This window comes from Microbacterium sp. ZW T2_14 (genome assembly GCF_044987405.1).
Lineage (GTDB): Bacteria > Actinomycetota > Actinomycetes > Actinomycetales > Microbacteriaceae > Microbacterium.
Genome location: NZ_JBJDRK010000018.1, coordinates 46798 through 67674, shown reverse-complemented (window position 1 = coordinate 67674; position 20877 = coordinate 46798). Strand labels below are relative to the sequence as shown.

Genomic DNA, 20877 nt, shown 5'->3' with positions numbered 1-20877 from the left:
GGACGGGGTGTCGGATGCCGCGGCTAGGGTCGTGTGAGAAGGGCGGGGCATGCGATACATCGAGGACGAAGGCCGGATCGTCTGGAGCGCGAGCGATCTCAAGGCGGCCGCGGAATGCGAGTTCGCCTGGCTGCGGGCGATCGACGCGCGGCTCGGACGCGTCGCGGCGGTCGAAGAGCCCGAGGACCTCACCCTCGAGCGCGCCGGGCGCCTGGGCACCGTGCACGAGCGCCGCGTGCTCGACGACTACGTCGCGCGCTACGGCGACCGTGTCGCGGTCATTCCTGAGGCGAGATCGTCGGATGCCGCGGCCCTCGCCGATGCGGTCGCACGCACGAATGCAGCCCTGGCCTCGGACGCCGAGGTCATCTACCAGGCGGCGTTCGCGACCGACTCGTTCGTGGGTTTCGCAGACTTCCTCGTCCGTGACGACGCCGCCGGCAGCGGTGCCGGGCGGCCGTGGATCGTGCAGGACACGAAGCTTGCGCGACACGCCCGCGTCACTGCGCTGATGCAGCTCGCTGCGTATGTCGCCCAGCTCGACAGGCTGGGCGTGCCGCGCTCCCACCGGGTGCAGCTGCTGCTCGGCGACGGCAGCGTCAGCGAGCACGAGGTGGACGACCTCCTCCCCGTCTTCACGCTGCGTCGCGAGCGGCTGGCCGCACTCATCGCCGACCGGCGTCTCGAGCTCGGGTCGGCGGGGGAGCCGATCGCGTGGGGCGACCCGCGCGGCGAGCTCGGCGTCGTCGCGTGCGGACGCTGTGCGACGTGCGACGCGGAGGTCGTGGCATCCCGCGACCTGCTCCTCGTGGCGGGCATGCGCCCGGTGCAGCGCGAGCGGCTGCGCGCCGCCGGCATCGAAACGATCGAGCAGCTCGCCGGGGCGCCCGCGGGGCCGGTGGGGATGAACCCCGACGTCTTCGGCTCGCTGCGCACGCAGGCCCGCCTGCAGCTCGAGAGCCCGGCGGGCACGCCGCCGCTGGTGGCGCCGAAGGCACGCACGGCCGAGCCTGACGTGACGGCGATCGAAGCGGCGACCGTGGCCCACGCCGAAACGCTCGAGGGCGCGGCCGCCGGCGTCGACGGCGCGCAGGGCTCTGTCGCCGAAGGCACTCTCGCGGTGCTGCTTGCCGAGGCGGCCCCGGCGCCGCCGATCCCGGTGTTCGAGGTCGTCGCACCGCAGGCGCTGGGCGCGCTGCCGCGCCCCGACCACGGCGACATGTTCTTCGACTTCGAGGGCGATCCGCTGCACACCGAGCCGCCGCTGCCCGGGCAGCCCACGCAGTGGGGCATCGATTACCTGTTCGGCTGGGTCGACACGCGCGAGCAGTACACGGCCCTGTGGGCGCACTCGTTCGCCGAGGAGAAGCGCGCCCTCGAGACGTTCCTCGACATCGTCAACCTGCGGCGGCAGCAGTTCCCGGGCATGCACATCTACCACTACGCGCCGTACGAGCCGTCGCACCTGCTCGCGATGGCCGCCCGGCACGGCGTACGCGAGGCCGACGTCGACCGGCTGCTGCGCGACGGTGTCTTCGTCGACCTGTACCCGATCGTGCGCCGTGCGCTGCGCGTCGGATCGCGCTCGTACTCGATCAAGAAGCTCGAGCCCCTCTACATGGGTGATGAGGTGCGCACGAGCGACGTGCAGAAGGGCGACGAGTCGATCGTCCGCTACGTCGAGGCCCGCGCACTGCAGGCCGATGGCGCAGCGGCCGAAGCGACGCTCGTCTTCGAGGACCTCGCCGACTACAACCGGTACGACTGCGTGTCGACGAGGCGCCTGCGCGACTGGCTCGTCGACCGCGCACGCGAGGCGGCGCTCGTGCCGTCGCCCAACCCTGAGCCCGACGAGCGCGCGTACGAGCCCTCGGCGCGCGCGACGGTGCTCGATGCGCTGGCGCTGCAGTATCCAGAAGACTCGGTGCCCGCCCGCACGCTGCGCCTCGGCGCGGCCGCCATCGACTACTACCCGCGAGAGGCCAAGTCGTTCTGGGCGACGCATTTCCTGCGGCTGCGCGAGCCGGTGTCACTGTGGGACGAGACGCGCGACGTGGTCGCGATCGATCCGGCCCGCAGCAGCGTCCGGGAGGACTGGCACTTCCTCGAGAGCGGCAGAGGTGGCGAGCGACGCGTCGTCGAACTGCGCGGCGACCTCGCCCCCGGCACCCGCATCAGCGAAGGGAGCAGCCCGTTCGCGCTCTACGAGCTGCCCGCGCCGTACCCGTTCGAGGCCTCACCGCGGTGGATCCACTCCTACCGCTCGGTCACCGTGCTCGAGGTCCTCGACGACGGCGCGGTGATCGAAGAGACGGCGGTCGACGGCGTGACGTGGAGCGAACTGCCCCTTGCGCTCACACCCCAGGCGCCGCCCGCGGCGGGCAACCAGCAAGCCGCCATCGACGCGTGGGCGGATGCCGTCATCGACGCCGCGCCCGAGCTTCCGGCCGACCCGGCCACCGACATCCTGTGCCGTCGGCCGCCCCGGATGCTCCACCCGGCTCTTCTCCCCGCAGGAGGACCGGCAGCCGAGGGGAGCACGCTGCCCGTCGCCGGGGACGACGCCGTGGACGCCATCGCCCGCGCCGTACGCGCGCTCGACCGCAGTTATCTCGCCGTGCAGGGCCCTCCGGGCACGGGCAAGACGTACGTCGGGTCCCACGTGATCGCGCGGCTGGTGCGAGACCACGGGTACAAGGTCGGCGTCGTCGCTCAGGGTCACGCGACGATCGAGCACCTGCTCGATCGCGTCATCGACGCGGGGGTGCCGGCGTCGCACGTCGGCAAGGCCCCGAAGGACCCGTCGGCCGCGCACGCCTTCACGGTGCTGCCGAAGAACGGCGTCGCCGCGTTCACGACCGAGCACGAGGCATCCGGATTCGTCCTCGGCGGCACCGCGTGGGACTTCAGCCACCAGGGCCGCGTGCCGCGCGGCAGCCTCGACCTCCTCGTCGTCGACGAGGCCGGGCAGTTCTCGCTCGCCTCGACGATCGCCGTGTCGCTCGCCGCGCCGCGTCTGCTGCTGCTGGGCGACCCGCAGCAGCTGCCGCAGGTGAGCCAGGGGACGCACCCGGCCCCCGTCGACACGTCGGCGCTCGGCTGGGTCATGGACGGCGCCGACGTCATCCCGCCGGAGTACGGCTACTTCCTCGCGCATACCCGCCGCATGCGGCCCGAGGTCGCCGCGCCGGTGTCGACGCTCTCGTACCGCGGCGAACTCGCCGCGCACCCGTCCACGGCGCTGCGGCGGCTCGAGGGAATCCGTCCCGGGCTCGTGCCGATCCCGCTGCGCCACCACGGCAACGCGACGCAGTCTCTCGAGGAGGCCGCCGAGGTCGCGCGGCTGGTCACCGACCTCATCGGACGCGAATGGACGGATGCTGCGACCGACGACAGTGATGGGGCATCGGTCGCGCTGCCGCCACGACCCCTGGCACAGGCGGACCTCATCGTCGTGACTCCCTACAACGCCCAGCAGGTCGCCGTCGAAGCCGCTCTCGCCGCGGCCGGGTTCCCCGATGTGCCCGTCGGCACGGTCGACAAGTTCCAGGGCAAGGAGGCGGCTGTCGCGATCGTCTCGCTCGCGGCGTCGAGCGGCCGTGACGCGCCCCGCGGGCTGGAATTCCTCCTGCTGCGCAACCGCCTGAACGTCGCCATCTCCCGGGCGATGCACACCGCATTCCTGGTGTACTCACCCGGACTGCTGGACGACCTGCCGTACACGCCGGAGGGAGTGGCGCGCCTCAGCGGGTTCGCCCGCCTGGTCGGTCGCGGGTGAGTGCCGCGTAGACTCGCGCACACGTCGCACTCGACCGCCCGAGTCTCACCCGCGGGCCACCGCGCGAGACGCCGCCGAACAGGAGCCCGCATGGCCGACGACCCATCGCAGCAGTTCGAGATCGACCTCCCGCCCGAGCTCATCGGTGGCGCATACGCCGACTTCGCGAACGTCTGGCACACGCCGACGGTGTTCGTGATGGACTTCCTCACCCTCGCGCAGCCGCCGCGCGAGCAGGTGGACGCCGAGACCGGACAGCGTCACACCGTCGTGCCGGCGCGCGTGGTGAGCCGCATCCGCATTCCGCCCGACCAGGTGTTCGAGCTGGCGAAGGCCCTCACGCAGCAGCTGGAGTTCTGGGAGCGCGAGACGGGCCGTCGCAACCCGCAGGAGCCGCCGCTGGGCGACTGAGCCTCGGGCGCGCGGGCGGGTCGTCGTCGCCGTATAAGTAGTCGGCCGTTCCCGGCATGTCAACCCCTTTGGGGTGTGAAGACCGCCCCACGTAACCTTGCCACGCGCCAGAAGGCGTGCAGGCGCGACATCCGTTCGGCGAGGGGCGGGTGTCGCGCCGTCTGCATGTGCGGTGCCGGCACCGACGCCCGCCCGTATCATCGTCCTCGCTTCCTCCTCTGTCAGACGGAGGGGGACGCCATGACCACGATCGATCAGCCGGCCGGGACGGCAGCGATCACTCCCGCGCCGACGGCGACCGATGGAGATGCGGCGGCCGACGCCACACAGTCCCGCCGCGGCCTCCTGTTCTGGATCGCCCGCTACCTGCCCGCCGAGATCACCGGCACAGCGGTGATGGTGGTCGCCGGTCTGCTGGCGACGCTGTGGACCGATGCGGCTCCGCTCACCGCCCTGGCCGCCCTGCTGGGCGAGATCGCCGGCTTCTACGCCGTCCTCGCGGTCACGATCTACCTCGAGGTCGTACGGGTCACCCCCACGCGCCGCCGGGCGCTGGGAAAGACCGGCGTACTCCTGATCGCCGAGTTCGGCGCGGCGGAGGCGCTGGACACGCTGCTGGTGCGACCGGCGGCGCTCATGCTGGGCGTGTGGCTCTTCCCCGATCCGCTGTGGGGGATGCTCCTCGGAAAGATCGCCGCCGACATCGTGTTCTATGCAGTCGCCGCGGGCGCGTTCACTCTCACCGCCCGTATCGGGCTGCGCGACGGGCGGCGGACGCGGCGCACCGGGGAGGCGACGACATGAACCTCGACGCGCTCCGTCGCGAGCCGGGCACGGCACCCGACTTCGCCGACCGGCGGCGCGCTGAGGCGTCCGCCGTGATGTCGTCGGTGGCGGCGCGGGCCGCGATCGCCCTGCACGGAACCCCGCTGCTGCTGCTGGATCCGCAGCGCGTCCGCACGCAGTATCGCCGTTTGCGCGAGGCGCTCCCGTTCGTCGGATTCCACTACGCGGTGAAGGCGCTCGCCCACGACGCAGTGCTGGACGTGCTCGACGACGCAGGCTGCGGATTCGACATCGCCACCGGCGAGGAGCTCGCGATGCTCACCCGTCGCGGCGTCGACGTATCGCGCATCATCCACACGCATCCCATCAAGAAGCCCGCCGAGATCGCCGACGCGCTCGCGGCCGGCGTCCGTACGTTCGTGGTCGACAACGAGGTCGAGATCGGCAAGTTCCGGGGCGCGCCGGCGGACACGCGTCTGCTCGTGCGGCTGGCGTACCGCAGCCCGCACGCCAAGAGCGACCTGTCGAGCAAGTTCGGCGTCGGGCCGTTCGAGGCCGCCCACCTCGTCGAGAGCGCGCTCGCCGCCGGTGTCACGGTCGCCGGCTTCAGCTATCACGTCGGCAGCCAGCTCGACGATCCCGGCAGGTTCGCATCCGCCGCCGCCGACACCCTCGAGCTCATGGGCATCCTGGAGCGGCGCTGCAACGTGCAGTTCGACACGCTCGACATCGGGGGCGGGTTCCCTGCCTCGTACGACGCCGAATCGGCTGCGATCGACGACATCGCCGGCGTGCTGCGGCCGGTGCTCGCCCCGCATGCACGCCGGCTGGACATCATCGCGGAACCGGGCCGCGTGATGGTCGCCGATGCGATGACACTAGTCACGAGCGTCGTCGGCATCGCCGAGCGGGGCGACGGGCGGTGGTACTACCTCGACGACGGACTGTACGGGTCGTACTCGAACGTGCTGACGGAGGACGTGCACCCGCTGGTGTTCGCGGCACGCGACCTCACGGCCACCGACCCCTGGAGCGGCCGCCTCTCCGCCGGCGCGCGCGCCGGGGGGCACCGCTGGGCGACACTGGCCGGCCCGACATGTGACTCGTCGGACGTGATCGCGCAGGAGGTCCTGCTGCCCGAGCTGAGCGTCGGCGACCTGCTCGTGAGCCCCACCATGGGCGCCTACACGACGGTCACGGCGACGCGCTTCAACGGACGCCCGTTCACTCCCGTGGCCGTGGTCGGCCGAGGCGCGGCGAGAGTCGCAGCGGGCGAGACCCGCGACGTCCGCCGCGTTCCGATCGTCTGACGAGGCGGACGGGTGGCTCAGACGGTGCCGTACAGCCGGTCGCCGGCGTCACCGAGGCCCGGCACGATATAGCCCTTCTCGTTCAGCCGCTCGTCCATCGCGCCCAGCACGAGGGTGACGTCGCGGCCGTCGACCTGCTTCTCGATGGCGGCGACGCCCTCAGGCGCGCCGAGGATGCAGATGGCCGTGACGTCCTGCGCACCGCGCTGGAACAGGAACTCGATGGCCGCGCCGAGCGAGCCGCCGGTCGCCAGCATGGGGTCCAGCACGAAGCACTGGCGGTCGCTCAGGTCGTCGGGCAGTCGCTCGGCGTAGGTCGACGGCTCGAGCGTCTCGTGGTCGCGCACCATCCCGAGGAAGCCGACCTCCGCGGTCGGGATGAGCTTGACCATGCCCTCCAGCATGCCGAGGCCGGCACGCAGGATGGGGACGACGAGCGGACGCGGCTCGCCGATCTTCACGCCGGTCGTCGTGGTGACGGGCGTCTGGATCTCGATCGGTGTCACACGGACGTTCCGTGTCGCCTCGTACGCGAGGAGCGTGACGAGCTCCTCGGTGAGCTGGCGGAACACGGGCGACGAGGTGCGCTGGTCGCGCAGCACCGTGAGCTTGTGGGTGATGAGCGGGTGGTCGGCGACGTGCAGGCGCATAGACACAGGTTAGTGCGTCACCGCCGCCGAACCCGGGGCGGGTTGCCCAGGGCGGCTACGCTCGTGCTGTGCAGCCCGCTCCCGCCGATCTCGCAGCGATGGACCGTGCGCTGGCTCTCGCCGCGGCGGCAGGCGAGGCGGGCGACGTGCCGGTCGGTGCGGTGGTGACGGATGCCGCGGGCGCAGTGATCGCCGAAGGCCGAAACCTGCGCGAGCTCGAGCACGATCCCACCGCGCACGCCGAGGTGGTCGCGCTGCGGGCGGCGGCCGCCGGGCGCGGCTCGTGGAACCTCGAAGGCTGCACCCTCGTAGTCACCCTGGAACCGTGCGTGATGTGCGCCGGTGCCGTACTCCAGTCACGCATCTCGCGTCTGGTCTTCGGCGCGTGGGATGAGAAGGCCGGCGCCGCCGGGTCGGTGTACGACGTGGTCCGGGACCGGCGCCTGCCGTACCGGGCCGAGGTCGTCGCCGGGGTGCGCGAGGACGCGGCATCCGCTCTCCTGCGCGCCTTCTTCGACGCACGTCGCTGACGCGATCCGCTCAGCGGGGGAGGTGCGGCAGTACTTCGCCGAGGTACTCGACGTGCGAGACGTCCTGCAGATCGAGCAGCTGGAAGTAGACGCGCTCGATGCCGAACGACCGGTAGAGGGCGATGCGCTCGCCGATCTCGGCGGCGTCGCCGACGATGTTCGTGCCGTCCCGCACGTCGTCGACCGTCTTCCCGATCCGCGCGGCCCGACGCGCGACCTCGGCCTCGTCGCGCCCCGCGATGGTCGACATCGCGATCGACAGGCGCACCGTCGCCGGGTCGCGGCCGATGCGCTCGCAGGCGGCGCGCAGGTTCTCGATGCGCTCCGGGATCTGGTGGTTTTCGGGGAAGCCGATGTTGTACTCGCGGGCGAAGCGGGCGACGAGGTCGGGCGTGCGCCGCGGGCCGCCTCCGCCGATGATGACGGGGACCGGCTGCTGCACGGGCTTCGGGAGCGCCGGCGCCTCGGCCAGCCGGTAGTTCGTGCCGCTGAAGGAGTAGGTGTCGCCGACCGGTGTGGCCCACAGGCCGGTGACGATCTCGAGCTGCTCTTCGAGGAGGCCGAACCGCTTGGCGGGGAACGGGATGCCGTAGGCCTGGTGCTCGCGCTCGAACCAGCCCGCGCCGAGTCCCAGTTCGACACGACCGTCCGACATGGCGTCGACCTGGGCGACCTGGATCGCGAGCGAGCCGGGATGCCGGAAGGTGACGGGCGAGACGAGCGTGCCGAGCCGGATCCGGGACGTCTCGCGGGCGAGGCCGGCCAGCGTCGTCCAGGCGTCCGACGGTCCGGGCAGGCCGTCGCCCATCCCGCTGAGGTAGTGGTCCGAACGGAAGTACCCGGTGAAGCCGAGGCGCTCCGCGGTCTGGGCATACGCGAGCTCATCGGCGTAGGTGGCCCCCAGTTGGGGCTCGGTGAAGATGCAGTACTCGATGATGGATCCTCGTAACGGTCTCGTGTGCGGAGCGAGCGCCCCGGTGCCCTGCTCGGTGCCGTCGTGGTGCGGCGAGCACCGAGCCCGTGAGAGAGCGGAAGGTCAGTCGGCCGACTTGATGACGAACTGCGACGTCGGCGGCGCAGAGTCGTCGCCGGGCCGGTAGATGTCGGGCTCGAAGTAGATCACGCGCGCCGCGGGCACCGCGTCCCGCACGCGTGCCTCGACGCGGTCGATGTCGGCCGCGATCTGCGCGAGCGGTGCGTCCGCGGCGAAGCCGAGCTTGGCAGCGACGAGCAGCTCGTCGGGGCCGAGGTAGAGCGTCTTGATGTGGATGAGCTTCACGACTTCGGGCCCCGCGGCGATGGCGTCGACGATGCGCTGCTGATCGGCATCCGTCGCGCCCTCGCCCACCAGCAGGCTCTTCGTCTCGATGCCCAGCGTGATCGCGACCAGGATCAGGAGCGTGCCGATCATGAGCGTGCCGATCGCGTCGAAGATCGGGTTGTGCGTGATCACGGTCATGCCGACGCCGAAGAGCGCGAACACCAGACCGGTCAGTGCGGCGACGTCTTCGAGCAGGACGACCGGCAGTTCGGGGGCCTTCGCGTGCCGCACGAAGGCGACCCAGGACTGACCCTTCGCCCGCACGTGGTTGCTCTCCTTGACGGCCGTACGCAGCGAGAACGACTCCAGCACGATCGCCACGAGGAGGACGGCGATGGGGATCCACGCGTTCTCGAGCTCGTGCGGATGCGTCAGCTTCTCGACGCCCTCGTAGATCGAGAACAGTCCGCCGACCGAGAACAGGATGATCGACACGACGAACGCGTACACGTAGCGCTCGCGGCCGTAGCCGAACGGGTGGTCGCGGTCGGCCTTCTTCTTCGCCTGCCGACCGCCGAGCATCAGGAGCAGCTGGTTGCCGGAGTCGGCGACTGAGTGGATCGCCTCGGCGAGCATCGACGCCGATCCCGAGAGGAACCAGGCCACGAACTTCGCCAGGGCGATGCCCATGTTCGCCAGAAACGCCGCGAGGATCGCCTTGCCGCCACCGGATGCACTCATGCCGACGAGTCTACGGATGCCGGGCGCACTGTTCGTGCGCCGGCGAGGGTTCGCGGCCGGTCGCCGGCCCCGGCGACCGCGGCCGGCGTCAGTCGGAGGAGCGGAGGATGATCGCCTCGGTCGGTGGCGCGGGATCGTGGCGACGACCGACGTAGCCGATCACCTCGAGGAGCGCGTGGCGGAACTCGGCGGGGCGCTCCAGGTGGGGCGTGTGGCCGGCGTCCTCGAGGCTGACCTCGGTGACCGCGCCGCCCGCCGCGGCGTAGCGATCGAGCACGTCGCGCGTCTGCGACACCATCTCCTGTGCCGGCGCGATCTCGTCCCCGGGCCAGCCGGGGACGATACCGAGCTTTCCCAGGTTGTTGAGGTCGTAGAAAGACGCGTCCGAGACGATCGCGTCGAGAGTGCCGTGGATCCAGAGGATCGGCGGCTTCCCGGCGAGATCGACGATGCCCGACACGTCGAAGTGCGCCGGCGTCATCGTGTTGAGAACGCCGATGTCGCCCGCGGCGAACCCGGGCCAGTTCTCGCTCGGAACGGCATCGCCCGGGTAATTGCCGGTCGCCGTCGACGTCGTCAGCATCGACTCGACCCAGACGTCCTCGTGCGCGGTCTCGAACCCCGATGCGACATAGCCGCTGCGGAAGACGTTCCGCGGCGACGTCGGGGCGTCCGCGGTCGTGTCGTGATCGATCAGGCGCTGCACGAAGTCGGGGTTCGCGCCGCCGCCGCCGCATCCGGCGTCGTCATCGCTGAGCCGCGATCCGTCGCGGCGCGTACCGCCGAAGCCGTACGGTGACACCGGGGCCTGCAGGGTGAGGCTCAGGACCGGGTGATCGAGTGCGTACTGCATGATCACGCCGCCGCCCATCGACCACCCGACGAGGTGGGCGGTCGGGATGCCGAGGATCTCGAGGGTGGACCGCACGTCGTCGCTGAAATCGCGCACGCCGCGGGTCGCATCGATCGGGGCGTGCTCGGTGCCGCCGAAGCCGCGCAGGTCGATCGCGATCACCCGGAGGTCGGTCGGAAGATCGAGCATGAGCTCCTGCCAGAACAGCGCCGACGAGACGTTGCCGTGGATCAGCACCACGGTCCGCTCCGGGGGTGTCGCAGGATCGTCGCCGGCGCGCTCGAGCACGTTGACGGTCAGGCCGGGCGTCTCGACGCGGCGCGCCTCGATGCCGTCGAAGAGGGTCATATCGCAAGCCTCCCACCTCATGCGGGAGCCCCTGCGTCCCCGCACTCCGAGGATAGACCGGGGCGCCGTCGTGGCGGACGAGCTTTCGATGACGGATGCCGGAGCCGGCGCAGGCCGGCCCCGGCGCTGCGGGGACTCCGGCGCTCATTCCTCGGCTGCGGCGGCCGGCTCTCCGGTGTAGAAGGCGTAGGTGTTGTCCGCCGCGCGCGCGGCGATCGCGGGGTCGGCCCCGTCGGCGGCGTGCGCCGCGGCCCAGGCGTCGGCGGCGCCCCGGTAGAACGCCCTGCCCTCGTCGGTGAACGCCCACGCCTCGGCCTCCGCGGGCGAAGGTCCGTCGCCTCCGGTCAGGTGGAGCCCGAGGCCCAGCAGGCCGCCGTCCCACCCGACGCCTGTGGCGCCGGGACCGTAGACGTCCCAGAACTCGGCGGGCGCGTCGTCGGTACGGGCGACATGCTCGAGTTCGAAGCGTGTGGCATCCGTCCCCTCGGCCGTCAGCCGCACGGTGAGCCACGTCACGCCGCCGCCGAACTCCCAGGTCGCCCGGAAACGGGCGGATCCGTTCTCGGGGGGTGCGCACTCCTGGATCTCGCCGCCGGCGTTGCCCTCGATCTGATAGCGGCCGCCGAGCCGGAGATCGCCCGAGATGGGCTGGAACCACCGTGCGATCCGCTCCGCGCTGGTGACGGCATCCCAAACGTCGTCGATCGGGGACGGGTACGTCTGCGCGAGCGTCTGGACCCGCGCCGCGTAGCCGTCGATCTCTTCGCTCGCGATCTCGCGCGTCACCGCGTCGAGCTGGTGCTGTACGTCGACCATGTCATTCCTCCTGTGGGTCGGTCGTGTCGGATTCATCGATGTCGGACTCGTGGGTGCCGGCGTCTTCGGTGCCGGCTTCTTCGGTGGCGGCCTCCGTCTGCTGCTCCGCCGCGAGCCGTCGTCGGCGCCGGCCTCGGGCGAGCTCGGTGCCCAGAGCGTCGAGATGCGGCTGCCAGAAGCGCCGGAACGGGTCGAACCAGGCGGCGGCGCTCTCGAGCTGCTCGGGCGCGATCGCGTACAGCCGCCGCACGCCCTCGGGACGGACGGTGGCGAATCCCGACTCCCGCAGCACGCGAAGGTGCTGCGAGACGGCGGGCTGCGAGATGCCGAACTCCCGCTGAACCTCTTCGCCGATCTCGCCGGCGCTCAGTTCGCCCTCCGCGAGGAGCTCGAGAATGCGCCGGCGTACCGGATCGCCGAGGATGTCGAGTGCGTGCACGACATCAATGATTGCGCTGCGTCTTATATAAGTCAAGACTGAATTGAAGACGGTCGCCGACCCGCTCGTAGGATGACGCCATGGCTGCAGCAGATTCCCCCCTCCCGCCCATCGCGATCCTCGGCGCCGGATCGATGGGCGGCGCGATCGCACGCGGGCTGTCGCGTTCCGGTCTTGCGGCCGGGGGAGTGACGACGACGAACCGCTCGCGCGCGAAGGCCGCCGAACTCGACGGCCTCGACGGCGTGACGAGCCTCGCACTCGAGGACCATCCGACGGGGAATACGGATGCCGCGGCCGCCGCCGACATCGTGCTCGTGGGAGTGAAACCGGCGATGGTCCCCGATCTTCTCCGCGAGATCGCGCCGGCGCTGCGCCCCGGCGCCATCGTGGTCAGTCTGGCCGCCGGCGTCACGATCGCGACGTTCGAGCAGCTTCTCGGCGAGGGCGTCGCGGTGCTGCGCTCGATGCCCAATACGCCGGCCCTCGTCGGGCGCGGCGTCACCGGCCTCGCCGCCGGCTCGCTGGCGGACGCCGCGGTCGTCGGCACCGCTCGCCGGCTGTTCGAGACGGTCGGCACCGTCATCGAGGTGCCCGAGGCGCAGATCGACGCCCTCTCGACGATCTCGGGCTCAGGTCCCGCCTACTTCTTCCTCCTCGTAGAGGAGTTCACGAAGGCCGCCGTCGGCAAGGGCTTCTCCGACGCGGACGCGCGGCTCATGGCCGAACAGACGTTCATCGGCGCGGCGGCGCTGCTCGAGGCATCCGGTGACGACCCCGCCGAGCTGCGCCGACGCGTGACGAGCCCGAAGGGCACGACGGAGCGGGCGATCGCCGTATTCCAGGAGGCACGTCTCGACGACGTCTTCGTGGCGGCGACCGACGCGGCGCTGGCCCGCGCGAAGGAGCTCGCGCAGGGCGGGTGAGTCCGCGGCGGATCAGCCGCGAGGCTGCTTCATGTACCACTCGGTGAACGAGCGAGCCCGTCCGTCCTCATCGAGATCGACGACCCACAGGTTGCGATAGATGCGCCCGTCGGGCAGATCTTCGTTGGGGGCGTAGTCGGTTCGCGCATCCACGAACACGCGGTCGCCGTCGACGCCGGCGATCTCCCACTCGAACTCGTAGGTGCCCGGCTCGTCGCGTGCCTCCAGCCAGCCCGCGACGATGGCGTCGGCGCCCGCCCACGGCTCCCCCCACGGCTGCGTGAAGTAGGCGGCGTCCTGGGTGAACAGGGCCCGGATGTCGTCGGGCTCGTTCGTCTTCCACGCGTTCTCGTAGGCGTCGACCCATCGCCGGGCCGCGGCATCCGTCCTGTTGCGCTCTGTCATGCCGCGAGTATGCCGCGCGGCGGGGACATCCGGCAGAGGGGTCTCAGCGCTCGAGCGACGCGAAGCGCTCGATGTCGGAGTTCGTGCCCGACACGATGATGAGGTCGTGGTTGGTGACGACGGTGTTCGCCTCGGCGTAGCGGAACGGCTTGCCCGGGCTCTTCACCCCCACCACGGTGACGTTGTACTTGGTGCGCACTCCGGACTCGTTGAGCCCGACGCCGCGGATGAACTTCGGCGGATACAGCTTCGCGAGCGCGAAGTCGTCGTCGAAGCGGATGAAGTCGAGCATGCGGCCGCTGACGAGGTGGGCGACGCGCTCGCCGGCCTCCCGCTCGGGGTAGATGACGTGGTTGGCGCCGACGCGGGCGAGGATCTTGCCGTGCGACTGCGACACCGCCTTGGCCCAGATCTGCGGCACCTTGAGGTCGACGAGATTCGCCGTGATGAGGACGGATGCCTCGATCGACGAGCCGACGGCGACCACGGCCACCGAGAAGTCCTGCGCGCCGATCTGCTTGAGCGCGTCGATGTTCTTGGCGTCGGCCTGCACCGTGTGGGTAACGCGCTCCGACCACTTCTGCACGAGGTCGAGACTCTCGTCGATCGCGAGCACCTCGCGGTCGAGCCGATCGAGCTCACCCGCGCAGGCGGCGCCGAAGCGGCCCAGTCCGATCACGAGAACGGGCGCATCGCCCCTGATTCGCTCAACCAACGATCGGCCTTTCCACGGGCAGCGAGTACAGCTGCGAACGGGATGACGCAGCCACGGCCGCGGCGAGAGTCACTGTACCAATGCGGCCCATGAAGATCGTCAGGGCCATCACGTATACCGCCGGATCCGACAGCTCAGCCGTGAGGCCGGTGGACAGGCCCACGGTCCCGAAGGCGGAGATGACGTCGAACAGGACGTCCGACACCTGCTCCTGCGAGATCTGCGAGATCACGATCGTGGACAGCGCGACGATCGTCGCACCCCACGCGACGACCGAGAGGGCCACGCGCTGCACGTCGCTCGGGATGCGCCGGCCGAATGCCTGCACCGACGGGCGGCCCTTGGCCTCGGAGAACACGGCGAGCGCCAGGACCGCCAGCGTCGTCACCTTGATGCCGCCGGCCGTCGACGCCGAGCCGCCACCGACGAACATGAGCATGCAGCCGACGATGAGCGACGAGCCGTGGAGCTCCCCGATGTCGACGACGGCGAAGCCGCCGGACCTGGTCATCGCCGAGAGGAAGAATGCCTGGAACGTCGTGTCCCAGGCATCCATCGAACCCAGGGTCTTGGGGTTGTTGTACTCGAGCGCGAGGAAGGCTGCGGCGCCGGCGAAGAACAACAGCACCGTCGTGATCATCGTGAGCTTCGTGTGCAGCGGCCAGCGGCGGACGTCCCACACGTGCTTCCACAGTGCGTAGATGACGGGGAACCCGATGCTGCCGAGGAACACGCCGACCATCAGCACCGTCAGCAGGAAGTAGTCGTCGGCGAACGGCTCGAGTCCGCCCGGGTTGGGTGTGAATCCCGTGTTGGTGAAGGACATCGCCGCGTAGAACGGTGCCTCCCAGAGCGCGTCGAGCGGGCGGATGCCGGCCAGAAGGAGCGACGGATACAGGGCGAGCGCGACGAGCGCCTCGATGAGGAGGGTCGACAGGGCCACGGTGCGCAGCAGCTGACCCACTTCGCCGAGGCGAACCGTCTGGCTCTCGTTGACCGGGCCGGCGTGGGCGCGCATGGGGTTCGTGTCGCTGGCGGCGATGAGCTTGGCGCGAAGTCCCAGGCGCTTCGAGATCACGAGTCCGAGGATCGAGGCGAGGGTGAGCACGCCCATCCCGCCGATGTTCACACCGATGAAGATGATGACTTTTCCCAGCGGGGAGAACGTGCTGGCGACGTCGACCGTGCTGAGCCCGGTGACGCAGATGGTCGACACCGCTGTGAACACCGCGTCGGCGAGCGGCAGCCGACGGCCGTCCGTGGATGCTGCGGGCAGAGATAGGAGCGCCGTGAACACCAGGATGAGCGACACGAACACCAGCACCGCGAATCGCGCGGGCGAGGTCGTGGTCAGATTGCGCAGCTGATCCCACACCTGACGCAGCATCGACGGGATGCGTCGCACGAGCGACCCGTTCGGGTCCGTCGTCATGCGCCACCCCTTCTCCTGGAAGACCCCAGTCATGGTACTCCGCAGGGCTCCCGACTAATCTGAGCACATGGCGGACATCTTCGACGTGATCGCAGACGGAACGCGTCGCGACATCCTGCGACTACTGCTCGATCGATCATCCGCCGGAGAACGCGGCACCAGCGTGTCGCACATCGTCACGGAGCTCGGTGCGAGCCAGCCGACGGTGTCGAAGCACCTGAAGGTGTTGCGCGACGCGCACCTCGTCTCCGTGCGCGAGGAGGGGCAGCACCGCTATTACAGCCTCTCGGCAGAGCCCCTGGACGAGGTGGACGACTGGCTCGTGCCGTTCCTCGACGGCGATGGCGGCGACGTCGGCGAAGGGGCCGCCGTGGCGCTGCCCGACTCCGCCGCCCACGCGGCCGAGGTGGTCGGCCGGGCGGCGGCGTCTGCCAAGCACGCCTTCGAGAACGCCTTCAAGCGACTGCCCGGCCGGTAGGACCGATACGAGAGGGAGGGATGCCGCAGCCGCGGCATCCCTCCCTCTCGCTCCCGTGACGCGTGCCGGAGGATGACCCCGCGCAGCGCGTTCCGGCTCAGCGGTACCCGGCTAGCGGCGCCCGGCCTTGCGGCGGAACAGCCACGCCCCCCAGACGAACGACACCACGAGGATGCCGAGGCACCAGGCGATCGCCCAGCCGACGGTGTCGTCGACGGGCGTTCCCATCAGCAGTCCGCGGATCGTCTCGATGATCGGCGTGACCGGCTGGTACTCCGCGACGCCTTGGAGCCACTCGGGCATCGTGTCGGCGGGCACGTAGGCGCTCGAGAGGTACGGGAGGAACAGGATGATGAACCCGTAGCCGTTGGCGCCCTCAGGGCTGCCGGAGGCGAGGCCGATCGCCGCGAACAGGTAGGTGATCGCGAGGATCCACAGCGCGATCACCGCGACGGCGCCGACCCAGCCCCCCAAGTCGGCCGTCGGCCGGAAACCCACGAGCAGCGCGACGCCGATCACGATCGCGGTCGCGAACAGGTTGCGCAGCAGGCTCGCCACGACGTGCCCGGTGAGCACGGCGCTCGCCCGGACCGGCATCGTGCGGAACCTGTCGATGATGCCGGCCTTCATGTCTCCCGCGACGTAGACGGCGGTCGAGGCGGCGCCGAAGCCGGCGCACGTGAGGATCACGCCGGGTACGACGTAGTTCACGTAGTCGCCGGTGGGGTCGATCGCCCCGCCGAAGACCCACGTGAACATCAGCATGAGCATCACGGGCAGCATGATCGCCATCAGCAGCGACTCGCCGTCGCGGAGCGAGTGCCGGAGGCTGCGGCCGACGAAGACGCTCTCGGCGGTGAGCCCGGCCACCCGCGGGCGCAGCGCGGGGACGGTCGGTGAGGCGGTCACGGTGGTCATGCGATCTCCTTCACGGTGTCGGCCCGCGGTGCGTCGGCACGCACGCCACGGCCGTCGGGGGTGGTGAGGCTGAGGAACACGTCGTCGAGGCTCGGTCGCCGCAGGGTCACGACGCCCTCGGCGCCGGACCCGTCGAGCAGGTCGAGCGCGCGCCGCAACCCCGCGACCGAGCCGTCGGTGGCGACCTCTCGAACCAGCTGGCCGTGGGCGTCGTGCAGCTCGACCGTGTCGCCGCCGATGCGGGACTTCAGCTGCGCCGCGGTGCCGGTGGCGACGATCCGGCCACCGTCGAGCACGGCGATGCGGTCGGCGAGCTGGTCGGCCTCCTCGAGGTACTGCGTGGTGAGGAAGACAGTCGTGCCCGCGTCGGCGAGGGAGCGGATGACGTCCCACAGCTCGCGACGGCTGCGGGTGTCGAGTCCGGTGGTCGGTTCGTCGAGGAACAGCACCTCGGGGGCGACGACGAAGCTGAGCGCGAGGTCGAGGCGTCGGCGCATGCCTCCCGAGTAGGTGCCGACGCGGCGGGATGCGGCATCCGTCAATCCGAAGCGTTCGAGCAGCTCGGCGGCGCGGCGGCGGGCGGAGCGGCGGGGGAGCCCGGACAACCGGCCCATCATGACGACGTTCTCGGTGCCGGTGAGGACGTCGTCCACGGCGGCGGCCTGGCCGGTCAGGCTGATGCGGCGCTTGACCTGCTCGGGATCGCGCGCCACGTCGAGGCCGGCGACCGTGGCGGTGCCGGCGTCGGGGTTGACGAGCGTCGTGAGGATGTTGATGGTCGTGGTCTTGCCGGCGCCGTTCGGGCCGAGAAGGGCGAAGACTTCGCCCCGGCTGACCTGGAGGTCGAGACCGTCGAGCACGGGTCGGCGGCCGAACGTCTTCCTCAGGCCTTCGACGACGATGACCGGCGGTGCGGTGCGGTCGGGCATGGGACTTCCTCTCCCGGATCTGTGCATGGACGAAACTGTGTATGTTCGTAACTGTTTATGACGGTAACACACGGTTTACGAGATAAACAGTCCTAGACTGACGAGATGACCGACGCCGTCGACCCCGAGCTTCCGCGGGGCATCGCCCTCGCGTGGGGCGTCGCCGCCACCCCGCAGCGTGGTCCCAAGCGGGAGATGAGCGTCGAGCGCATCGTCGAGACGGCGATGGAGATCGCGGATGCCGAGGGCCTGGGTGCCGTGTCGATGGCCGCCGTCGCGGCGAAGCTCGGCTTCACGCCCATGTCGCTCTACCGGTACGTCACCGCCAAGGAAGACCTCGTGCTGCTCATGCAGGAGGAGGCCACCGGCTCGCCGTCGGAGGCCTCGCGCCAGGCCGGCGGCTGGCGCGAGCGCCTCGAGGCGCTGTTCGCCGAGCAGCTGCAGCACTACCTGCGGCACCCCTGGGTGCTCGACATCCCGATCTCGGGCGTTCCGGCCACTCCCAACAGCGCCGCGTGGATGGATGCCGGAATCAGCGCGCTCGACGAGACCCCGCTGACCTACGAGGAGCGTCTGGCCGTGATGCTGCTGGTGACCGGCACGGCGCATTGGGCGGGCACGGTGCTCGCCGGCTATGCGCGGGTGGAACGGGAGCAGGGTGTCGGCAGCGACACCATCGCCCGCAACGAGGACGCGATGTTCCGGGCGCTCATCACCGCCGAGGCGTATCCCGCGCTGCGGGCGGCCATCGAGGCGGGTGCGTTCCTGGACGAATCGGACCCGTTCGCCTTCGCGCTGGAACGAGGCCTCGACGGGGTCGCCGCCTACATCGCCGCGGCAGCCGAGGGGCGCCGAGGTGAGCGCACGCAGTGGGTCACGCTCGACGACGCCGACATCGTCGACGACAAGAAGTACCGCGACGCCCAGAAGGTGGTGCGGCAGGCGGAGAAGGCGCTGCGCGACGCTCGCAAGCTCGAACGGCTGGCGGCCCGTGAGGCGCGCGACCGGAAGGCGCGCCAGCGCTCGGAGTCGTGAAGCGGATCACATCGGCACCAGCTGTCACACTCGTTTACTCGGGCACCGTATTTACACACCCGTCCCGCGCGCTCTAGAGTGTGTGCAGTACTTCTGGGGAAGGAATCGACATGGCTGAGCTGTCTGATGTGCGCTTCCTCACGGTCGCCGAGGTCGCCGAGCTCATGCGCGTGTCGAAGATGACGGTCTACCGCCTCGTGCACTCGGGAGAACTGCCCGCCGTCCGCTTCGGCCGCAGCTATCGGGTGCCCGAGTCCGCCGTCACCGAAGCCCTGCAACGGCCGATCGCCGACGTCGGCTAGACTGATCCGAGGCATTTTTCGTAATTGCTCGTTCCCGGGCGCCGCACACGCCGCGCCCAGACCCCGACATAGTGAGGTTTTCCGTGGGTTCTGTCATCAAGAAGCGCCGCAAGCGCATGGCGAAGAAGAAGCACCGCAAGCTGCTTCGCAAGACTCGCCACCAGCGCCGCAACAAGAAGTAAGCGGCATCCGCACCAAGCGCCTGTCTTCGGACGGGCGCTTCGTGTATGCCACCGCTCCGCCCGGCGGAGTCCGCGACCCGAGAGGCCGACATGAAGTCCATCAGCATCCAGCAGCGGCGTGAGCGCACCGAGATCCCACTGATCGACGTGCGCGAGGTCGACGAGTTCGCCGCGGGGCACGTGCCCGGCGCGATCAACATCCCGATGTCCGCCATCGGCGGTCGACTGGACGAACTGCCCGAGGGTTCGTTCGATGTCATCTGCGCCGTCGGCGGCCGTTCAGGCCGCGTCGTCGAGGCCCTCGAGGCGCGCGGCTACGATGCCACCAACGTGGACGGCGGCACGAACGAGTGGATCGCGGCCGGCTACCCGGTCGAGGCGTGACCGCGGTGCCGATGTGACGACGATCACCCTCATCGGCAAGCCGGACTGCCACCTCTGCGACGTCGCTCGCGAGGTCGTCGAGACGGTCGCGGCCGAACTCCCGGAGGATGCCGTCGACATCGAGGAGTTCTCGATCGCCGACGACCCCGCCCTGTACGCGCAGTGGTGGGAGAAGATCCCCGTCGTGCTCATCGACGGCCGGCTGCACGGTCACTGGCGCGTCTCGCCTGACCGCCTGCGCGCGGCGCTCAGCAGCTGAGGACGGCACACGCGCGGGATGGCCGACGCGTCCCGCCGCGGCATCCGTTCTCCTCATCTGAGGACGTGAGCCGGAATGAGGGGCGACATGCCGGCGTGCCGACCGCATTCCGGCTCAGTCCCTCAGCTGAGGAACGGCACGCGCGCGGAGACCGGGATACGGATGCCGCGGCTCAGCCGGCGAGGCGGGCGCGGAGTGCGCCGAGCTCGGCGTCCGTCAGGCCGCCCGACTGCAGGTAGGCCGCCGCGCCGCCGTGCTCGTCGAGCCAGGCCAGCGCCTGCTCGATCGCTGCGGGAGGCGTACCGGTGACCAGCTCGCGGAGCTCGGGGGTCAGCGGTGCCCCCATCTGCTCGATCCCGGCGAGCATGCGCTCGGCCCAGGGGCCGGCCAGGTTGCGCTCGGAGACCGCGTAGTCGGCGATCACCGCGTCCCGCTCCGCTCCGACCGCCTCGAGCATGAGCGCGACCGCCACGCCGGTCCGGTCCTTGCCCGCGGTGCAGTGCACGAGGACCGCGGAGCCATCCGTGTCGGCGCCTGCCGGGCTGCCGCGCAGCGCCGGTGCGGCGACCTTGCGGGCAGCCTCCGCGAAGGCGCTCGCGCCGTGCTCGAGCATCTGCACGTACAGCTCGCCGAGACGGGGGAGCGCCGCCAGGATCTTCTTCGCCATGCCGGTGTCGATGGGGCCGTCGGCTGTCGCTGCGGCACCGGCCGCGCCGGTCAGTGCGCCCTCGAGCACCGACAGCTCGACAACCTCCACCGTGCGGTCGGCGGGCAGGCGGTCGGGCGCGCTCGCCTGCTCCATCGGGGTGCGGAAGTCTGCGACCACGCCGATCGGGCTCGCCGAGAGCGCCGCGACGCCGGCATCGGTCAGGCCGCTGAGGCCCTCGGAGCGATACAGCACGCCGGAGCGGACGCTGCCGCCCGCTGCAAGCGGCAGGCCGCCGAGATCGCGGAAGTTGTGGAGTCCGTCGAGGGTGATCGTCACCATC

The 20877-nt window shown here is 70.6% G+C and carries 24 protein-coding genes; 12 read left to right on the top strand and 12 right to left on the bottom strand.

Annotated elements, in window-relative coordinates:
* Positions 1 to 49 precede the first annotated feature (49 nt).
* From ACI3KY_RS08395 to ACI3KY_RS08380, 4 genes are all read left to right on the top strand, one after another.
* A complete protein-coding gene (locus tag ACI3KY_RS08395; protein ID WP_404929716.1) occupies positions 50 to 3778 on the top strand; it encodes an AAA domain-containing protein in 3729 nt (1242 codons plus the stop codon).
* Positions 3779 to 3868: 90 nt separating this feature from the next.
* Positions 3869 to 4189 (top strand): DUF3467 domain-containing protein, encoded by a 321-nt coding sequence (locus ACI3KY_RS08390; RefSeq protein ID WP_404929715.1) that lies wholly within the window; start codon positions 3869 to 3871, stop codon positions 4187 to 4189.
* Positions 4190 to 4429: 240 nt separating this feature from the next.
* The gene (locus ACI3KY_RS08385) at positions 4430 to 4993 is read left to right on the top strand and encodes a hypothetical protein (protein WP_404929714.1); all 564 of its coding nucleotides are present in this window, start codon (positions 4430 to 4432) and stop codon (positions 4991 to 4993) included.
* On the top strand, positions 4990 to 6285 hold the full coding sequence (locus ACI3KY_RS08380) for a type III PLP-dependent enzyme (RefSeq protein WP_404929713.1): 1296 nt from the start codon (positions 4990 to 4992) through the stop codon (positions 6283 to 6285). The genes ACI3KY_RS08385 and ACI3KY_RS08380 overlap by 4 nt, the downstream gene beginning before the upstream one ends.
* 17 nt (positions 6286 to 6302) lie before the next feature.
* On the opposite strand, the gene upp is transcribed toward ACI3KY_RS08380, so the two are convergent.
* Positions 6303 to 6935 (bottom strand): uracil phosphoribosyltransferase, encoded by a 633-nt coding sequence (upp, locus tag ACI3KY_RS08375; protein WP_404929712.1) that lies wholly within the window; start codon positions 6933 to 6935, stop codon positions 6303 to 6305.
* 98 nt (positions 6936 to 7033) lie between these two features.
* On the opposite strand from upp, the gene ACI3KY_RS08370 reads away from it, so the two are divergent.
* Positions 7034 to 7465 carry a nucleoside deaminase gene (locus ACI3KY_RS08370; protein WP_404929719.1) on the top strand — a complete coding sequence of 144 codons (432 nt, stop codon included), beginning with the start codon at positions 7034 to 7036 and terminating at the stop codon, positions 7463 to 7465.
* 10 nt (positions 7466 to 7475) lie between these two features.
* On the opposite strand, the gene ACI3KY_RS08365 is transcribed toward ACI3KY_RS08370, so the two are convergent.
* The 5 genes from ACI3KY_RS08365 to ACI3KY_RS08345 all read right to left on the bottom strand — a co-directional run bounded on the left by ACI3KY_RS08365 (position 7476) and on the right by ACI3KY_RS08345 (position 11923).
* Positions 7476 to 8399: an LLM class F420-dependent oxidoreductase gene (locus ACI3KY_RS08365; RefSeq protein WP_404929718.1), complete on the bottom strand. Its 924-nt coding sequence runs from the start codon at positions 8397 to 8399 to the stop codon at positions 7476 to 7478.
* A 102-nt stretch (positions 8400 to 8501) separates the two neighbouring features.
* A complete protein-coding gene (locus ACI3KY_RS08360; protein WP_404929711.1) occupies positions 8502 to 9467 on the bottom strand; it encodes a cation diffusion facilitator family transporter in 966 nt (321 codons plus the stop codon).
* A gap of 88 nt (positions 9468 to 9555) precedes the next feature.
* Positions 9556 to 10668, bottom strand: a complete 1113-nt coding sequence (locus ACI3KY_RS08355) for an alpha/beta hydrolase (RefSeq protein WP_404929710.1) — start codon at positions 10666 to 10668, stop codon at positions 9556 to 9558.
* Between the two features lie 144 nt (positions 10669 to 10812).
* Positions 10813 to 11484: an SRPBCC domain-containing protein gene (locus ACI3KY_RS08350; RefSeq protein WP_404929709.1), complete on the bottom strand. Its 672-nt coding sequence runs from the start codon at positions 11482 to 11484 to the stop codon at positions 10813 to 10815.
* Position 11485: 1 nt separating this feature from the next.
* Positions 11486 to 11923: an ArsR/SmtB family transcription factor gene (locus tag ACI3KY_RS08345; protein WP_404929708.1), complete on the bottom strand. Its 438-nt coding sequence runs from the start codon at positions 11921 to 11923 to the stop codon at positions 11486 to 11488.
* Between the two features lie 80 nt (positions 11924 to 12003).
* Here ACI3KY_RS08345 and proC point away from each other — a divergent pair, with 80 nt between their 5' ends.
* Positions 12004 to 12849: a pyrroline-5-carboxylate reductase gene (proC, locus tag ACI3KY_RS08340; protein WP_404929707.1), complete on the top strand. Its 846-nt coding sequence runs from the start codon at positions 12004 to 12006 to the stop codon at positions 12847 to 12849.
* A 12-nt stretch (positions 12850 to 12861) separates the two neighbouring features.
* Here the strand turns inward: proC and ACI3KY_RS08335 are convergent, their stop codons facing one another.
* Genes ACI3KY_RS08335 through ACI3KY_RS08325 form a run of 3 tightly spaced genes read right to left on the bottom strand, consistent with a single transcriptional unit; the run spans position 12862 to position 15356 of the window.
* Positions 12862 to 13254, bottom strand: coding sequence for a nuclear transport factor 2 family protein (locus ACI3KY_RS08335; protein ID WP_404929706.1), 393 nt, complete (start codon positions 13252 to 13254; stop codon positions 12862 to 12864).
* A gap of 43 nt (positions 13255 to 13297) precedes the next feature.
* On the bottom strand, positions 13298 to 13969 hold the full coding sequence (locus tag ACI3KY_RS08330) for a potassium channel family protein (RefSeq protein WP_404929705.1): 672 nt from the start codon (positions 13967 to 13969) through the stop codon (positions 13298 to 13300).
* A complete protein-coding gene (locus tag ACI3KY_RS08325) occupies positions 13962 to 15356 on the bottom strand; it encodes a TrkH family potassium uptake protein (protein ID WP_404929717.1) in 1395 nt (464 codons plus the stop codon). Before ACI3KY_RS08325 ends, ACI3KY_RS08330 begins: the two co-directional genes overlap by 8 nt.
* Positions 15357 to 15468: 112 nt before the next feature.
* Here ACI3KY_RS08325 and ACI3KY_RS08320 point away from each other — a divergent pair, with 112 nt between their 5' ends.
* Positions 15469 to 15879: an ArsR/SmtB family transcription factor gene (locus ACI3KY_RS08320; RefSeq protein WP_404929704.1), complete on the top strand. Its 411-nt coding sequence runs from the start codon at positions 15469 to 15471 to the stop codon at positions 15877 to 15879.
* A gap of 111 nt (positions 15880 to 15990) precedes the next feature.
* Here ACI3KY_RS08320 and ACI3KY_RS08315 read toward each other — a convergent pair whose 3' ends face one another.
* Together ACI3KY_RS08315 and ACI3KY_RS08310 are read right to left on the bottom strand one after the other, a co-directional pair.
* A complete protein-coding gene (locus ACI3KY_RS08315) occupies positions 15991 to 16797 on the bottom strand; it encodes an ABC transporter permease (protein WP_404929703.1) in 807 nt (268 codons plus the stop codon).
* Complete coding sequence (locus ACI3KY_RS08310; protein WP_404929702.1) at positions 16794 to 17726, bottom strand: ATP-binding cassette domain-containing protein; 933 nt, start codon at positions 17724 to 17726, stop codon at positions 16794 to 16796. Before ACI3KY_RS08310 ends, ACI3KY_RS08315 begins: the two co-directional genes overlap by 4 nt.
* A 105-nt stretch (positions 17727 to 17831) precedes the next feature.
* Between ACI3KY_RS08310 and ACI3KY_RS08305 the strand changes: the two genes are divergently transcribed.
* The 5 genes from ACI3KY_RS08305 (at position 17832) to ACI3KY_RS08285 (ending at position 19888) form a co-directional block, all read left to right on the top strand.
* Entirely contained in the window at positions 17832 to 18761 is a 930-nt protein-coding gene (locus ACI3KY_RS08305) for a TetR/AcrR family transcriptional regulator (protein WP_404929701.1), read from the top strand.
* Between the two features lie 110 nt (positions 18762 to 18871).
* Positions 18872 to 19063, top strand: a complete 192-nt coding sequence (locus ACI3KY_RS08300) for a helix-turn-helix domain-containing protein (RefSeq protein ID WP_163618319.1) — start codon at positions 18872 to 18874, stop codon at positions 19061 to 19063.
* Positions 19064 to 19146: 83 nt separating this feature from the next.
* Entirely contained in the window at positions 19147 to 19245 is a 99-nt protein-coding gene (locus ACI3KY_RS08295; RefSeq protein WP_003792170.1) for a 30S ribosomal protein bS22, read from the top strand.
* A 90-nt stretch (positions 19246 to 19335) separates the two neighbouring features.
* Positions 19336 to 19629: a rhodanese-like domain-containing protein gene (locus ACI3KY_RS08290; protein ID WP_404929700.1), complete on the top strand. Its 294-nt coding sequence runs from the start codon at positions 19336 to 19338 to the stop codon at positions 19627 to 19629.
* A gap of 13 nt (positions 19630 to 19642) precedes the next feature.
* Positions 19643 to 19888 carry a glutaredoxin family protein gene (locus ACI3KY_RS08285; RefSeq protein WP_404929699.1) on the top strand — a complete coding sequence of 82 codons (246 nt, stop codon included), beginning with the start codon at positions 19643 to 19645 and terminating at the stop codon, positions 19886 to 19888.
* A 172-nt stretch (positions 19889 to 20060) separates the two neighbouring features.
* Here the strand turns inward: ACI3KY_RS08285 and ACI3KY_RS08280 are convergent, their stop codons facing one another.
* Positions 20061 to 20876, bottom strand: a complete 816-nt coding sequence (locus tag ACI3KY_RS08280; RefSeq protein WP_404929698.1) for a tyrosine-protein phosphatase — start codon at positions 20874 to 20876, stop codon at positions 20061 to 20063.
* Position 20877: the final 1 nt, after the last annotated feature.

What these genes read in the sequence shown, in the direction of transcription:
- ACI3KY_RS08395 (WP_404929716.1), top strand. Translation starts at nt 50, where the DNA reads ATGCGATACATCGAGGACGAAGGCCGGATCGTCTGGAGCGCGAGCGAT.
- ACI3KY_RS08390 (WP_404929715.1), top strand. Translation starts at nt 3,869, where the DNA reads ATGGCCGACGACCCATCGCAGCAGTTCGAGATCGACCTCCCGCCCGAG.
- ACI3KY_RS08385 (WP_404929714.1), top strand. Translation starts at nt 4,430, where the DNA reads ATGACCACGATCGATCAGCCGGCCGGGACGGCAGCGATCACTCCCGCG.
- ACI3KY_RS08380 (WP_404929713.1), top strand. Translation starts at nt 4,990, where the DNA reads ATGAACCTCGACGCGCTCCGTCGCGAGCCGGGCACGGCACCCGACTTC.
- upp (WP_404929712.1), bottom strand. Translation starts at nt 6,935, where the DNA reads ATGCGCCTGCACGTCGCCGACCACCCGCTCATCACCCACAAGCTCACG.
- ACI3KY_RS08370 (WP_404929719.1), top strand. Translation starts at nt 7,034, where the DNA reads ATGGACCGTGCGCTGGCTCTCGCCGCGGCGGCAGGCGAGGCGGGCGAC.
- ACI3KY_RS08360 (WP_404929711.1), bottom strand. Translation starts at nt 9,467, where the DNA reads ATGAGTGCATCCGGTGGCGGCAAGGCGATCCTCGCGGCGTTTCTGGCG.
- ACI3KY_RS08355 (WP_404929710.1), bottom strand. Translation starts at nt 10,668, where the DNA reads ATGACCCTCTTCGACGGCATCGAGGCGCGCCGCGTCGAGACGCCCGGC.
- ACI3KY_RS08350 (WP_404929709.1), bottom strand. Translation starts at nt 11,484, where the DNA reads ATGGTCGACGTACAGCACCAGCTCGACGCGGTGACGCGCGAGATCGCG.
- proC (WP_404929707.1), top strand. Translation starts at nt 12,004, where the DNA reads ATGGCTGCAGCAGATTCCCCCCTCCCGCCCATCGCGATCCTCGGCGCC.
- ACI3KY_RS08335 (WP_404929706.1), bottom strand. Translation starts at nt 13,254, where the DNA reads ATGACAGAGCGCAACAGGACGGATGCCGCGGCCCGGCGATGGGTCGAC.
- ACI3KY_RS08325 (WP_404929717.1), bottom strand. Translation starts at nt 15,356, where the DNA reads ATGCTGCGTCAGGTGTGGGATCAGCTGCGCAATCTGACCACGACCTCG.
- ACI3KY_RS08320 (WP_404929704.1), top strand. Translation starts at nt 15,469, where the DNA reads ATGGCGGACATCTTCGACGTGATCGCAGACGGAACGCGTCGCGACATC.
- ACI3KY_RS08315 (WP_404929703.1), bottom strand. Translation starts at nt 16,797, where the DNA reads ATGACCACCGTGACCGCCTCACCGACCGTCCCCGCGCTGCGCCCGCGG.
- ACI3KY_RS08310 (WP_404929702.1), bottom strand. Translation starts at nt 17,726, where the DNA reads ATGCCCGACCGCACCGCACCGCCGGTCATCGTCGTCGAAGGCCTGAGG.
- ACI3KY_RS08305 (WP_404929701.1), top strand. Translation starts at nt 17,832, where the DNA reads ATGACCGACGCCGTCGACCCCGAGCTTCCGCGGGGCATCGCCCTCGCG.
- ACI3KY_RS08300 (WP_163618319.1), top strand. Translation starts at nt 18,872, where the DNA reads ATGGCTGAGCTGTCTGATGTGCGCTTCCTCACGGTCGCCGAGGTCGCC.
- ACI3KY_RS08290 (WP_404929700.1), top strand. Translation starts at nt 19,336, where the DNA reads ATGAAGTCCATCAGCATCCAGCAGCGGCGTGAGCGCACCGAGATCCCA.
- ACI3KY_RS08280 (WP_404929698.1), bottom strand. Translation starts at nt 20,876, where the DNA reads ATGGTGACGATCACCCTCGACGGACTCCACAACTTCCGCGATCTCGGC.